The organism is Almyronema sp. (assembly GCF_052168255.1).
In the GTDB taxonomy this organism is placed as follows: Bacteria; Cyanobacteriota; Cyanobacteriia; order Phormidesmidales; family Phormidesmidaceae; genus Sphaerothrix; species Sphaerothrix epifaneia.
In genome coordinates this window covers 1-15,223 of the sequence record NZ_JBQLZL010000111.1, presented here as the reverse complement: position 1 = coordinate 15,223, position 15,223 = coordinate 1, and the positions used below count along the sequence as shown (strand labels likewise).

Sequence of the window (15,223 nt, the reverse complement as noted above, 5' to 3'; positions counted from 1 at the left end):
TCATTATGGCAGAGTCGGGTGAGCGGGTAGAAACTCAGCTAAAGAAAAACAGAGACGCGATCGCATCTCTGTCAAAATCAGGAAGGTTTAGTTTACCTGTAGCTGTCCCTATTGAGCGGAGGGATAAACTTCTTCAGCTACAAAGACGGGTCGGTTTTCGTACTCGGCCTCAAGCTGTTCGCGCACCTCTAGATCCCAAGTGAGATCGTAGTCGCGTTCAAAATCAGCCGCCACAAATGGCCGCAGCGTCCCTGTAACCGCTACGTCTTCGCCCTGTTGCACGTTCGCCATATCACCAGCCATATCACTCTGGTTGATGACGAGCAAACCTTGACCGCCAAAGAACTGTTCTTCATCCAGTCGAAAAGTACCGTCAGCCCAAATTTCTTCAACTTCCCCTTCAACGGCTAAACGTTGACCATAAAACCCTTCTGGGTCATCGGCCAGTTCACCCGGATCTGGAGAAAGCGCAATAGATTGGGCGACGATAGCAGGCTGATTTTCGTAGGTTCCGTAGAGGTTAGGATCCAGCGTCAAGCCATAGGCCGTTTCAAAGTCAGCTAAGACAAATTCTTGGACTTCGCCCGTGACCTGGACATCGTCATACTCATCGGAAAAGACGAAGGGTTCACCTGAAGCGTTAATAACTAAAATATCTTCACCACCAAACAGGTTATCTTCGTCAAGCAAAAAAGAAGTCTCGTCTACTGTTTCTTCGACTTCACCTCGAACTGAAACAGTTTGGCCAATATAGCCATCAACGTTGCCTGTCACTTCTTCGGTGGTGACATTCTCTTCTGGATTTACGATTTCGCTGTTGGAAGTTTCATTGCTGCAAGCTGGCAGCACCAGTGCCATCGCTGAAAGCGCCACCGCTCCCGTTAGCTTTACACCGCTTTGGTTTAACCAATTTTGTTGTAGTTTCATATCAAACCTCTTCTCACGTCACAAGCAGGCTCATTAACTAGCGGTATGACTGCTTGCACTGCCCACTCTAAGAAAGGTAATGGGATTTCTGCTCTATCCAATGATGGGTCTGAGCGGAGGTTCTACCCACAGAAGTATCGCAGACTACATATGTTTTTCAGCCGAGATAGGCCGAAGGATATAGTCTTGCTAGCTAGACTTACCGCTAGCGACCTATGGCTGGTTTTGAGGGGGAGACGGGGGAGATTCAAAAAATTGACGATACCTAGCCGCAAAATACATATAAACCCCGTAGGCGATAAACCCCAGCGCAATCAGCCCCAAACCGCCAAAACCAAAAGGCTGCGATCGCAAATTCTGTAAGGCATTGCTCAATCCGCCAGCCGCATCCTCGTCGTGATAAAAAGCGGCGTTTGCAATAAACAAGCCAATCAGCAAAAAGGCTGTTCCTCTAGCGGCAATGCCAACTTTGCCAATGCGCTTGACCCAAGTGGCGATCGCCCGATCGGCAGAATCATGAAATTCGCTGAGATAGGAGCCGTTAATAGCCCCGTAAACGTAAGACAGACCGATCCCGATAACAACTAAAGCCCCCAGCACAATCAGCCACTCGCCAAAAGGAATTTCAAACAGCGTCGTGACTAAGTCTTCAATCGCATCGTCGCCTTCTTGCACCTCATTCGTGCCTGTAGCCAGCTCAAACGCCGAATAAGCAACGCCTGCGTAGCTTGCGCCGCTTGTAAAATAACCCAAACGCTGGACAATTCGCTGCAAGCTCAGGGTTTTGTCGTGTTCGGGGTCAAGCAGCGTTTGAATAAACCGCCATATAACGTAGCCCAGCAGGGCAATACAGAGAATGCCAAGAAACACCCGCCCAAAAGGCTGGACTAAAATTTCTACCAAAGCACCATCTGTACCGCTGACTGAGCGACCAGGCAGTAGCAAAGCCCTAACGGCAATTAACCCAATCACAAAGTAAACGCTTCCCTTGGCGGCATAGCCTAGACGAATCCAGGATCGCAGCCAGGATTGACGATAAATCACGTCAACGAGTCGTTGAATCAGACTAAATGCCCACCGCAGCCAAGAAAGCCACCGCCAAAAGTCAATTTTTCTTAGCCAAACGCGCCAGGGGGGCATAACTACTGCATACAGAAAGGGGTAGAAGCATCATAAATCACTAAACTTACTGCCGTGGAGGTCGCAATAGAAACGTGATATTCTACCGCTCACTTTGACGCTTTAGGCCAAAGCAAGGCGATCGCTTAAACCGCTACTGCCGTCAAGGTTTGCTGAATCGCCTCGCGATACTGGCTTTTTTGCTTCATGCCTCGCAGTTCGTTAACCAAAGCTTTGTCTTTGAACAGTTGCACCGTTGGGGTTCCGGTGACGCCAGCAGATTCGGCGATATCCGGGTCTTCAGTAATGTCAATTTCAACGTAATGAATTTTGCCCTCAAATTCATCGACCACTTTACTGAGAATAGGCTTAAGCGTATGGCAGGGGCCGCAAGTGGGTGAAGCATATTTGACCACAATCGGGCGATCGCTTTCATGGTAAAGTTTGCGCAGCGCATAGCCACCGATATGGCGCGTCGTGCCAGCGTTAAACTCAGCCGCCTGCTGGTACTCTGCCTTACGGCCTTCCGTTTCCGACTTTTCGGAAGCGGGCGTTTGATGGTATTCGGTGATCAGGTGATTAACAGAAAGCCAGCGTTCAGCTAGCATAGCCGCCATACAGCCAGTGCCCGCAGCCGTAATCGCTTGGCGAAACTCATGATCTTGTACGTCTCCAGCGGCAAAAACCCCTTCAATATTGGTTTCAACCGAACCCGGTTGAACTCGGATATAGCCAATGTCATCGAGGTCAAGCTGCCCTTTAAACAAGTCAGTATTCGGGGTGTGACCAATCGCATAAAACAGTCCTTTAACAGGGAGTTCTCGCGCTTCTCCGGTCTGCAAATCTCGCACGCGCAAACCGTCTAAGCGATCGCCTGCGCCAAAAACATCAACCGCTTCAGTATGCCAATGCACCGTGATTTTAGGATTTTTCAGCACCCGATCCTGCATGGCTTTGCTAGCCCGCATTTCCCCTCGGCGCACCAGCAGGTGAACCCGAGAACCGTATTTGGTTAAATACACTGCCTCTTCAGCCGCCGAATCACCACCGCCAACTACCGCTAGCTCCTCACCGCGAAAGATCGGCGTCGCTCCATCGCAAATTGCACAAGCTGAAATGCCCCGACTCCAAAACTGATGTTCACAAGGTAGCCCCAGGCGCTTAGCCGTTGCTCCCGTAGCAATGACAACGCTGTGTGCCCTTACTTCCCGTTCTTCTGAACGGATAACAAAAGGGCGCTGGCTAAAATCAACTGCCACAACATCTTCCGTCACCATTTCGGTGCCCCAGCGCAAAGCTTGCGCCTTCATTTGATCCATCAGTTGCGGCCCGGTAATGCCATCGGGAAAGCCAGGGAAATTTTCCACCTCCGTCGTGGTCATCAACTGTCCACCGGGCAAGCCGCCTGCCTGATAACCCTCAAACATAAACGGTTTCAGGTTTGCCCGCGCGGCGTAGATTGCTGCGGTATAGCCGGCTGGCCCAGAGCCAATAATGACTACGTTTTCCACCGTTAAATTTGCCATCGGTTTTCAGTGAACTCGTAACGACTACGCCTAGTATATCCTATAGATTTGCGATAAGCTACCGTCTTAGCGGCTGCTACCGGACTCAAAACCGGGCTTAAAGGTTGTGTAAACCTTGACTCCGCAACAGGCTAAGGTAAAATACAGCGAAGCTGTACGCCATCCAGTTTTGAGCGGTTTTGGCTGTTTTTTTGCGAAAAAATGCGCTCAATAAGCTGCTGTGGATCAGCGGAATTTTCTTAGGGAAAAGCTAGGGAGTTGCTGTATATCTAACAAAGGCGATATTTGTCCGAGTCACCAAGTTGAAAGTTTTCAAACAGATGGTTGAGTGAGTTCTGTAGAGATTTGTGAGCGGAGGCGTTGCCTATTCCATCCTTATCTAAGCGAACTTATGCAGTGAGCTATCTGTTTTTTGTTGGCTGTTTACCCTTTTTTTGCGTATGTCTAGCGTTTCTCCGACTTCACGACTGACGATTGCTCTTTTAGGTGCCCTTTACGGCCTTGGCGGCTGCGGTATTGGGCTTAGTCAGGCGGCTCAGTCTTTACAGTCTTTAGAGAACGTACCCTCTCAGCCAGCGACATCAGGGGCGATCGCCCCTGATCTGCCCAACTCTCCCCCCTTTTCGCCAAGCAGCAACCAGCTAGCCCAAAACGCGCAACTGCTGCAACGGCTACAAGCTCAGACTGAAGATCCAGCCGATCAGGCCGAGCCACCAGGACTTTTGATTCAACCAGGCAATCAGCCAATCAATGCCTTTTTGTCTTTGGCTATGCTGCAAGAACTGAATAGTTTAGTTGGGCGTTTTGAAAGCGCCCTTTTTGCGGCAGCCGCGACCCAACAGCCCGTCAGCATTGACCCCACAACTTTATCGCCGTTACTCACTACAGGAACAACAGATATTGAGCTAGCAGCCTTGCCTGTAGCTACGTCTCACCCAGCTTTGACAGAAGCCAGACAACTCATTCAAGATTGGCCTCAGCTGATCGAGCAAAAAGAATATGCCACTGCCCGCGATCGCTGGCTAGCCGCCCGTCGTGCCCTGTGGTCAAACTTCCCCACCGAAAATCGCTTTGCCCAACCTGAGATTCGGGCTATGTGGCTCGATCGCGGTTCAATTGTTCGCGCTGGCTCTCGGCAAGGGTTAGCCGTTCTTTTCGATCGCATGGCCGCAGCAGGCATCAACACCGTCTTTTTTGAAACAGTCAATGCGGGTTATCCGATTTACCCTAGCCGCATTGCCCCTGAGCAAAACCCCCTCAGCCGCCATTGGGATCCCTTAGAAGCTGCCGTTGAGCTAGCCCATGAGCGCAATATTGAACTACACGCCTGGATTTGGACGTTCGCTGCTGGCAATCAGCTCCACAATCAGCTTCTCAACCAGCCTGCCGATTATCCCGGCCCTCTGATTAGCCGTCACCCCACCTGGGCTGGCTATGACAATCGCGGCAACCTCATCCCCAGCGGCCAAACCAAGCCGTTTTTAGACCCAGCCAACCCAGAAGTGCGCCGATATTTGCTGCGGCTGGTGGAAGAAATTATCACTCGCTACGATGTAGACGGGTTGCAGCTAGACTATATTCGCTATCCGTTTCAAGATCCTAGCGCCGATCGCACCTATGGCTACGGTCTAGCGGCTCGTCAGCAATTTCAGCGATTGACAGGTGTTGATCCACTTACCCTTTCGCCGCGAGATGATGCCAGCGCCACCGAAGCTGAGCGTACCCGCCAGCGGCATCTCTGGAACCGCTGGACAGAATTTCGGATTGAACAAGTTAGCTCATTTGTAGAAGACGTTTCTCAACTGGTGCGACGCCAGCGTCCGGATGTCATTCTTTCAACCGCCGTGTTTGCCAAACCTGAGCACGAGCGTCTCCAAAAAATTCAGCAAGACTGGGGTACCTGGGCTACCGAAGGCACCATAGACTGGGTCGTACTGATGAGCTACGCCCTAGATACCAATCGCTTAGAGCAGCTAACCCAACCTTGGTTGGTAGATAATACCTTTGGTTCAACCCTAATCATTCCGGGGATTCGTCTGCTCAACCTACCGGAAGCCGCCGCCCTAGATCAAATCCAGGCGCTACGCGATCTACCTGCAGGGGGGTATGCTCTCTTTGCCACCGCTAATCTTGACGGCAATTTTGAAGCCGCCCTTAACCGTATTCAAGGCCCTGCAACGACGCAGGAACCCCTGCCTCAACAGGCTCCATTCGCTGCTGCTGCCGCTCGTTACCAATCACTCCAGCAAGAATGGAATCTTCTTTTAACTAACCAGCAACTTTGGATTAGCGAAGTACGGCTAGCTCAATGGGCGGCTGAGGTCAACTTGCTGGGACGAGCGTTAGACGACTTAGCCGCCGATCCGTCTGCTCGTAAACTAGCGCAAGCGCGATCGCGGCTCAACCAGCTAAAAACCAGCCTCTACAGCGAAGATATTGAACTCAACACCACCAGTAACCGCTATCGGCTGCAAACCTGGTCTAACCGTCTTACCGCGATCGAACGGTTGTTGGCCTATGGTGAACAACGACTCTAAAAGTATCCCGCTTTTGTCAGACCCGAAAAATGATGAATTTGCGTCATTTTAGCTGGCAAGGACTCCAGGTTTGCCCCCAGTTGAATGCCAGAGGGTATAGCCGTAGCCGCCCAGTTTGAGGCGCTTACCCGGTTGAAAGTCCGTTGCTAGAAAATCTTTCTTGCTGACCTCTGACCTGTGACTGCGGCCTTTAGCTATCGGTTCAAATTAGGGTATTGCTGAATAGCGGTATAATTCTTCGGATTTTTGGTTGAACTTTCAAAAGATTCAACGTTCGATTCATACTTTGAATCAGCAACGCCCAAATTAGCCTGAGGCTTGCTCTAGCCACGGGGCTGACGCCGCTTGGCTGAGTTGAGCCTTTTACTCAATAGCCTTGACGGGCATACTGCTAAAGAACATCAGCGCTGGCGGAATAAAGATTATCCTTTTTAGGATAAATGATAGAAATGGCGGCAGTAGATTTATCCCTTAGGCTTCCTGGCTATTCCTTGGTGGAATGTCTTTACACCGGGGCAAAGACATTAGTTTATCGAGCGGTGCAGGCAGAGACAGCCGATCAAGCGTCTCGCTTGGTGGTGATTAAGCTGCTGGCTCAGGATTATCCTAGCTTTAACACTCTGCTGCAATTTCGTAATCAATACATCATTGCTAAAAACCTCAAGATTGAGGGTGTCATTCGCCCTTACAGCCTAGAGCCTTATGGCAACAGCTACGCGCTGGTAATGGAAGATTTTGGTGGCATTTCTTTGCGGCAGTATGCGCAGTCGCGATCGCTGCCTTTAGCCGAAACGCTGGCGATCGCTTTGCAAATCGCAACTGTTATTGATGAGCTAGGTCACCATCGCGTGGTTCACAAAGACATCAATACCGCCAACATTCTGATTCAGCCTGAAAGCAAACAAGTCAAGCTAACCGATTTCAGCATTGCTTCGTTATTGCCTAAAGAAACCCAAACCCTGCAAAACCCCAACATTTTGGAAGGAACCCTGGCTTACCTGGCACCGGAGCAAACCGGACGGATGAATCGCGGCATTGACTATCGGGCTGATTTTTACAGCTTAGGGGTCACGCTCTACGAACTGCTAACGGGGCAATTGCCCTTTCAGTCTGAAGATCCCTTAGAACTGGTGCATTGTCACATAGCGCAAACGCCTGTTCCGCCGCATCAAATTAATCCCCAAATTCCACCAGTGGTTTCTGCCATCGTGCTCAAGCTGATGGCAAAAAATGCCGAAGATCGCTATCAAAATGCTTTGGGACTCAAGCATGACTTAGAAAAGTGCAGCCATCAATGGCAAGCAACTGGCACTGTGGCTGATTTTCCCTTAGGGCAGCGAGATGCCAGCGATCGCTTTTTGATTCCCGAAAAGCTCTACGGGCGTGAAGCCGAAGTCAACGCTTTGCTAGCGGCTTTTGAGCGGGTAGCAGCAGGCACCACTGAACTGATGCTAGTTGCTGGCTTTTCTGGCATTGGTAAAACCTCCGTCGTCCATGAAATTCACAAACCCATCACCCGGCAGCAGGGATATTTCATCAAGGGTAAGTTTGATCAGTTCAATCGCAACTTGCCGTTGTCTGCTTTTGTTCAAGCGCTGCGGCAGCTTATGGGGCAACTGTTGGCTGAATCTGACGCTCGCCTTGCCCAGTGGCGAACTCAGATTTTGCAAGTGGTGGGAGACAATGGTCAAATTTTGATTGAGGTGATTCCAGAGCTAGCACGCATCATCGGCCCACAACCCCCCGTTCCAGAACTGTCTGGGACTGCGGCTCAAAATCGCTTTAATTTGCTGTTTCAAAAATTTATTGCTATTTTTACCGTTGCCGAATACCCGCTGGTGATTTTTTTAGATGATCTACAGTGGGCTGATCTGGCTTCGCTACAGTTTATCAAGCTGCTCATGCAGAGCCGAGGGCATTTGTTGTTGCTAGGGGCTTACCGAGACAACGAAGTTTCACCCGCGCATCCGTTTATGCTGATGCTAGACGAGCTAACCAGCGCAGGCATCACGGTTAACACCCTCACGTTGCCGCCTCTACCGCTTGATCGGGTCAATCAGTTAGTGGCCGATACGCTAAGCTGCCCGCCAGCGGTCGCTCAGCCTCTGACGGAATTGGTTCATCAAAAAACGCAGGGCAATCCCTTTTTTACAACGCAGTTTCTCAAAGGCTTGCACCAAGACGGCTATATTAGCTTTGACTATGACTTGGGAGCGTGGCAGTGTGATATTGCCCAGGTGCGATCGCTTGCGATTACAGACGATGTAGTTGAGTTCATGGCGACTCAACTGCAAAAACTACCGCCTCAAACCCAAAGCGTCCTCAAATTAGCCGCCTGTATAGGTGCCCGCTTTGACCTCGGCACGCTAGCAGTCATTTCAGAACAATCTCAAACCGAAACGGCGGCGGCGCTGTGGCAAGCCTTGCAGGCAGGCTTGATTTTACCCATAGCCGAAACCTACAAATTCTTTCAAGCTAACGAGGCCGAAACTGCTCAAACTGAGGTGTCGGTACCTTACAAATTTTTGCATGACCGGGTGCAGCAAGCGGCTTACAGGCTGATTCCGGCGGCACAAAAGCAAACAACTCACTACCACATCGGCCAACTGCTGCTGCAACAGATCGCCCCCACCGCCAGAGAGGAGCGCATTTTTGAACTGGTTAATCAGCTAAACTACGGCACGACACTGCTAACCCAGCAGTCAGAGCGCAACGAGTTAGCCCAGCTAAATTTTTTGGCCTGTCGCAAAGCTAAAAGCGCAACGGCCTATCAAGCCGCCCGCGAGTATGCCAGTATTGGCCTAGCTTTGCTAGGAGATAAGGTCTGGCAGCAGCAGTATGCCCTTAGCTTGAAGTTTCACGCGCTAGCGGCTGAAGTTGCCTCGCTCTGTGGTGACTTTGAAGCGATGGAACAGCTAGTAGCAACGGTCATTGCTCAGGCTCAATCCTTGCTTGACCCGGTTGAAGTTTATCGCATTCGCATTCAGGCTCATATTGCCCGCCACCAGCTAACTGAAGCCATTGCGATCGCCCAGAAACTTCTACAAGCGCTGGGGATAACGCTGCCCGAAAAGCCTACGCCAGCCGATATTCAGCAGCTCATTGCCGAAATTAACGCCCTGATTGGCGATCGGCAAATTGCAGACCTGATCGACTTGCCCAGGATGACAGATCCGCACAAAATAGCGATCGTCCAGATTGCCAGCAGCATTCTACCTGCCGCCTTTCTTTCAGGTTCTCCTTTGTATCCTGTGTTGGTGGCGTTGGCGGTCAAGCTGTCTATCCAGCATGGGCACACCTTGGTTTCCGGCTATGCCTATGCCAATTACAGCGTTATTGCTTGCAATCTCTTAAAAGACATTGATACCGGGGTGAAGTTTGGCCAGCTAGCCCTGCAAATTGTTTCTCATTTAGACGCCAGAGCCGTGAAGCCCCAGGTGTTTGTGCCCATTGGGTTGTTTATCTGGCACCGCAAAGCCCCTATTAAAGAAACGCGGTCTTTGTTGCAAGAAGGCTATGCGGCTGCTTTGGAAGTGGGCAACCATGATATGGCTGGTCACAACGCCCATGGATTTTGTTTTAATTCGTTTTGGTGTGGTCAGCCGCTAGATGCTTTAGAGCTAGAAACGCAGACTTACTGCAACGGATTGATGCAGATCAATCAGCTAACGACTGCCGACTATTGCCGCATTTACTGGCAGGCCATTGCAAATTTGCGCGGTACCTCAGAGCAACCCAGCCTGCTAACGGGAGAGATTATTCAAGAGGCCGAGTTTTTGCCGCGATTGGTGGCTACGCACAACAACTATGGGCTGTATTGCTTCTACCTGTATAAGGTGATGCTTAGCTACTTGTTTGAAGATATTGCGGCGGCTAAAAACTATGCGACTGAAGTTAAACGCTATGCCGCAACGGGTGCGGGCAAGGTGGGGGAACCTGCGTTTTATTTCTATGAGTCTTTGATCATTTTGGCGAGTTTAACGCCCGATTCAGCCGCGATCGCCTCAGCTTTGGCAATAGTTGAGCAAAATCAAACCCACTTATACCAACAATGGGCGCAACCCGCCCCCATGAACCACCAGCATAAGTTTGATTTAGTAGAAGCCGAAAAATGTCGGGTTTTGGGTGACAGAGTGAGGGCAATGGATCTGTATGACCAGGCGATCGCGGGAGCCAAAGCCAATGAATATTTGCCTGAAGAAGCGCTGGCTAACGAACTAGCCGCTAAGTTTTACCAGGCAGGGGGCAAAGAGAAAGTAGCCGCAGGCTATATGCAAGAAGCTTATTACGGCTATGCGCTGTGGGGCGCTAGGGCCAAAACCGATGACTTAGAAAAGCGTTATCCACACCTGCTGCAACCTGTGTTGCAGCCGTCAGCGCCCGGTTCGCTGGAGCCGCTAGCGACGATCGCAGCCCCTAGCCTTTCGGGTTCGGCGGCCAAAAGCAGTCGTTCTTCTAGCAACCACATTAATACGGCGCTCGATTTTGCTTCGATTTTAAAGGCCTCTCAAGCCCTTTCCAGCACCATTCACCTCGATGAGCTATTAGGCCAGCTTAGCCAAATCATTTTGCAAAACTCTGGTGGCGATCGCTGCCTGTTGGTTTTACCCCACGACGACACATGGCGGCTCAAAGCGATCGCTACCCCGGATGTTACCGAGCTTTGTTCAGACCCGCTTGCCGACAGCGAACCGCTACCGCTGAAGCTGATTCAATACGTCAAAAATACTCAAGAAGTTGTAGTCATTGACGCGCTTGAAACCGATCTGCCCGTCCTCGACGAAACGCTTTGCCAGCAACAACCCCAGAGCTTGCTCTGTTTGCCGCTGCTCAATCAAGGGCATTTGGTAGGCATTGTGCATTTAACCCACCAATCGGTTAGCGGTGTATTTACCCGCGATCGCATTTTGATTTTGAACTTTCTCTGCACACAGGCGGCTATTTCTCTAGAAAACGCGCAGCTTTACAGCCAGACCCAGCAAGCCTTACAAGACTTGCAGCAGACACAACTGCAACTGGTTCAAAGCGAGAAAATGTCAGCCTTAGGCAATTTAGTGGCAGGCATTGCCCACGAAATTAACAATCCCGTCGGCTTTATCAGCGGCAACCTGGTAGAACTCAAGCAAAGCTGGACAGACCTGACAGCCCATCTCGCCCTGTATCAGCAAGCCGCCCCACCCGAAGCGCTGGCGCGACATGCCGACCAAATCGATTTAGCCTACCTGCTAGATGACTTGCCTAAAATGCTGGAATCAATTACCAAAGGCTGCGATCGCATTCGCCACATCAGCACCAGTCTGCGCGTTTTTTCACGCGCTGAGCAAGGCCAAAAAGTAGGATTTAGTCTACACGAACTGATAGAAAGTACGCTGCTAATTTTGAAGCATCGGCTTAAAGCAAATGAACATCGGCCAGCGATCGCAATCGTAAAAAATTATGGCCATTTACCGGATGTCCCTTGCTACCCAGGACAGCTCAGTCAAGTATTTATGAATATTTTGGCCAATGCGATCGATGCCCTAGACGAAAGCAATCAAACCAAGACGTACGCAGAAATTGAAGCACAGCCTAACCAAATTACAATCACAACTCAGGTGGTAGGGTCGCAAATATCGGTGTCTATTCGTGACAACGGCATCGGCATGACCGACACCGTCAAACACCAAATTTTTGATTACCTTTACACCACCAAAGCCGCTGGTAAAGGGACGGGCTTAGGGTTAGCCATTGCACATCAAATTATGACTGAAAAACACAATGGCGCAATCGCCGTTCAGTCTGTCCCTAACCAGGGCACTGAATTTGTTTTGACTTTGCCGATTCACTCATCAACACCCTCAAACACCTAAAAGCGACCGGGCTAATTTGGTTTGTTTGTTGGGCTTTGAGCAGCTTAAAAATATCGGTCTTTAGCTGATGACGCGGGGTTTGCGGGCTCCAACGGTTGCGCCAATTAAAGCGGCTACCCAGCCCAGTAAAGCGCCAAAGAGAAAAGACCAGCCAGCTTTAGCAGCGTTAGCAGCGTACTGCTGAGCCTCTTGCGCATTTACATTAGGAGCCGCACTCGGATCGGGAATGGAAACGCCACCGGGTTCTTGCAGTTGGTCAACAATTGCCCCCGCATTAGAGGCGACAACTCCAAACGTGCCAGAAACGCCACTGGCCAGTAGCCAAGCGCTAACGGCTAGCGTAGTTGCCCACAAAATAGTGCCATTGAGCATGGCCGTCTTTTTGTTCATGGGGCCGCAGGTGCTAGCCATCATCCAACTGCCTAAAAATAGAGCAATCAGCAGGCTAATGATGGCCCAAATACCCACGCCAATGCCCACTGAACGAGCCGAAGTACCGCCTGCACCAGCGCTCAAACCAATTGAGGTGCCCAAAGCGCTCAACACCAACTGAGCCGCAATAGAGACGACAATGCCGGCAAAAATAGGCCCCCAACGAACCCGATCGTGATACTCCACAACCGGATTGACAATAGGGGGAGCGGGGTTTTTGTAATAAGGAGAATCGGGGCCTTCTGCATATGCCATTTTTTTAGTTCCTTTGAGTCAGTTTTACTAACTACTACAGACAGGTACTTAGCAAGGGGTTAAATAGCTGCCTTCTTATGTTTTTCTGTTTCTTAACTCTATGAGTTTGTGCCAAAACGCAACTCTACCCTTTGGCGTAAGCTCTTTAGTTGCAATCCGCTAGCTTAACTATTCTTCATGGTGTAGCTATGTGTCTATAGGCTTATCCCGCTTGAGTGATGAAGTTAGTAGCGGGTCTATTTACCATGACCAAAACCCCTAACTTTCTGAGTCATGGCACTTTTCAAAATTGGCGATCGCTACCCGAATTATCAAAATCGTTTCTTTGATGGCAATGAGCTTAAAGGCACTCCGGTTTATGCTTCAGCCGGGAACCAAAAAATGGGTAGCGTCCACGATATTTTGATCGACGAAGTGGGGCGAATTCGCTATTTGGTCGTTGATACAGGTTTCGGGGGAGGGGGGAAAAAAGTTTTGCTGCCAATAGGTCGTTGTTTGGACGATCCAGAGCGCGATCGCCTTTATGCAACTGACTTGACCCCACAACAGGTAGAAAATTTGCCTGAGTATGACGATCAGCAAGTGGTTGACGACGGCTACGAAGAACGGGTGCGGACAGTCTATTGCATGTCTAACGTTGAACAATCCGCCGCCGTAGAAGAAACCGTTGCCGTAGAGCAAGCAGGTGTAAAAGGTTATTTGGCAACGCCACCTCTCAACCCATCGGCGGGTGCTAAAGCTGAAGTTTATGAGCCAGCACCTGATCTATACGCCATGAACGAGACTCACCACCGCCTACGGTTGTATGAGGAACGGTTGGTAACGCACAAAAGCCGCCACAAAGCCGGAGAAGTGACGATCGCTAAGCGGATTGCAACTGAGCCAGCAGAGGCTACGGTGCCTGTGCAGAAAGAGAAAGTGGTGATTGAAGTGAATTCGGTTGACGATCGTGATCGCGTAGCTACCACCGACGCCCCTTTTGAAGACACGGCAATTCCAGAAATGGCCGTCTACGAAGAAGCCGCCGACATCCACAAAGAAACGGTTGTGCATCAGCAGGTCAATGTTCGCAAAGAAGTGAAGACGGATAAGGTCACAACCCGTGAAACCTTGCATCGTGAAGCGCTAGACGTGAAACAGAGCGGCCATCCACAGGTGATTGAGCGTCGCTCGTCACCTAACTCGTCATCTGAATAGAGAAGACCGATCAAACGAAGCTGTACTACGAGAAACAACATCGTGAATATTGAGCAAGACTGGAGTATTAGAAAAACAACGACTCTAATAGGTGCTTTGGCGGCGATCGCCACCGTTCCGGGCTTATGTTGGCTATCTGCTGAAGCGCAAACTGTCTATCCAGACGTCGCTGCAGATTACTGGGCACAACCTTTTATTCAACAGCTTAGCCAAGCTGACATCCTCACGGGTTACCCAGATGGAACGTTTAGGCCACAGCAGCCCATTGACCGCGATGAGTATGCAGCCGTCATTCGCCAAGCCTTTGAAACGGCGCTTACCCGGTCTTTACCGCAGGGGAGTACCTTTGAAGATGTGCCTGAAAATTATTGGGCCAGCACAGCGATTGAAGAAGCTTATGAAATGGGATTTATGGATGCCCCTGTCCCCAACGAATTTGAACCGCAAACTGAAATAACCCGCGCTAATGCTATTGTGGCGCTGGTAGAAGGGCTATCGCTGCAAGAAGCCCCTGTCGTTGCGGTTCCGGCTGCAACTGAGACGGTGCAGCCGGTAAGACAACGGCGGCGATCGCCTAATCGACTGGCTTTTCCGCTGGCTTCAACGGCGATGATGCACTTGTTTGCGCCACCTGTTACAGCAGCTACGCCTGCGGTGGCGGCTAGCAGTACGAGTGCAGCGGCAGATATAGATTTGAGCCAATATTATGCTGATGCTGACCAAATTCCAGCAGAGGCGCAGGATGAGGTGGCCTTAGCAACGCAGAATGGGCTGATCGTCAACTATCCTGATCCTACGTTGCTAAACCCAAATCAGCCTATCAGCCGAGGTGGGGCAGCAGCGCTGATTCATCAGGCTTTGGTCTACCAAAACAAGTTAGAGCCTTTGCCCCAAACGGCTGAAATTTCTCAATATATCCTTGCACCTACAGAAACACCCTAGCGCTGAGGGTTTGACCTTGTGCAAAGCCAAACCCTGGCAGTTGGGGGCTTTAACCGAGCCGACAACGTTTGGTGAGAATCACCATCACTTCGTTAGGCCGTCCGGTAGAGAGCGGGCGGCTCCAGTCGTTAGGTTCGGCATAGTCTTTCAGGTGCAGATGGTGGATCTCTTGCCGCACGCAGGGCAAAGAACCAAACATCATTAGCCGCACCGTTTCACCACTGCCAGAGGGGGTGCTGTCAGGAAGGGCGATCGCAGGAATTGAGCGATCGCCGCTGTTAGTCTCTTGAAACATGGGTTGTGTTCTCCTTTTTGGGTTTGAGTCTGGGCGGGAAGCCAAAAACCAAAGTGCTAAAGCCGAAAACGCTTTGAACCCCTTCTGCTCTTTGCTTTCTGGTTTCTGCCTTCCCGTATCCCAGAACCCAAAAACTTAGCCACC

At 50.6% G+C, this 15,223-nt stretch carries 9 protein-coding genes; 4 read left to right on the top strand and 5 right to left on the bottom strand.

Going from position 1 to position 15,223, the window contains the following annotated elements:
- Positions 1-108: 108 nt before the first annotated feature.
- From ACTS3T_RS22655 to trxB, 3 genes are all read right to left on the bottom strand, one after another.
- Complete coding sequence (locus tag ACTS3T_RS22655) at positions 109-927, bottom strand: hypothetical protein (RefSeq protein ID WP_377962926.1); 819 nt, start codon at positions 925-927, stop codon at positions 109-111.
- A gap of 213 nt (positions 928-1,140) precedes the next feature.
- Positions 1,141-2,067: a DUF1206 domain-containing protein gene (locus ACTS3T_RS22650; protein WP_377962928.1), complete on the bottom strand. Its 927-nt coding sequence runs from the start codon at positions 2,065-2,067 to the stop codon at positions 1,141-1,143.
- Between the two features lie 125 nt (positions 2,068-2,192).
- Entirely contained in the window at positions 2,193-3,572 is a 1,380-nt protein-coding gene (gene trxB, locus ACTS3T_RS22645; protein WP_377962930.1) for a thioredoxin-disulfide reductase, read from the bottom strand.
- A gap of 440 nt (positions 3,573-4,012) precedes the next feature.
- On the opposite strand from trxB, the gene ACTS3T_RS22640 reads away from it, so the two are divergent.
- Positions 4,013-6,109 carry a glycoside hydrolase family 10 protein gene (locus ACTS3T_RS22640; protein ID WP_462935794.1) on the top strand — a complete coding sequence of 699 codons (2,097 nt, stop codon included), beginning with the start codon at positions 4,013-4,015 and terminating at the stop codon, positions 6,107-6,109.
- Positions 6,110-6,558: 449 nt separating this feature from the next.
- The gene (locus ACTS3T_RS22635; protein WP_377962934.1) at positions 6,559-11,958 is read left to right on the top strand and encodes a trifunctional serine/threonine-protein kinase/ATP-binding protein/sensor histidine kinase; all 5,400 of its coding nucleotides are present in this window, start codon (positions 6,559-6,561) and stop codon (positions 11,956-11,958) included.
- A gap of 60 nt (positions 11,959-12,018) precedes the next feature.
- Here the strand turns inward: ACTS3T_RS22635 and ACTS3T_RS22630 are convergent, their stop codons facing one another.
- Entirely contained in the window at positions 12,019-12,645 is a 627-nt protein-coding gene (locus ACTS3T_RS22630; RefSeq protein ID WP_377962936.1) for a hypothetical protein, read from the bottom strand.
- Between the two features lie 273 nt (positions 12,646-12,918).
- Here ACTS3T_RS22630 and ACTS3T_RS22625 point away from each other — a divergent pair, with 273 nt between their 5' ends.
- Together ACTS3T_RS22625 and ACTS3T_RS22620 are read left to right on the top strand one after the other, a co-directional pair.
- A complete protein-coding gene (locus ACTS3T_RS22625; protein ID WP_377962938.1) occupies positions 12,919-13,842 on the top strand; it encodes a PRC and DUF2382 domain-containing protein in 924 nt (307 codons plus the stop codon).
- Between the two features lie 42 nt (positions 13,843-13,884).
- The gene (locus ACTS3T_RS22620; protein WP_377962940.1) at positions 13,885-14,784 is read left to right on the top strand and encodes an S-layer homology domain-containing protein; all 900 of its coding nucleotides are present in this window, start codon (positions 13,885-13,887) and stop codon (positions 14,782-14,784) included.
- A gap of 49 nt (positions 14,785-14,833) precedes the next feature.
- Here the strand turns inward: ACTS3T_RS22620 and ACTS3T_RS22615 are convergent, their stop codons facing one another.
- Positions 14,834-15,079 (bottom strand): hypothetical protein, encoded by a 246-nt coding sequence (locus tag ACTS3T_RS22615; RefSeq protein ID WP_462935793.1) that lies wholly within the window; start codon positions 15,077-15,079, stop codon positions 14,834-14,836.
- Positions 15,080-15,223: the final 144 nt, after the last annotated feature.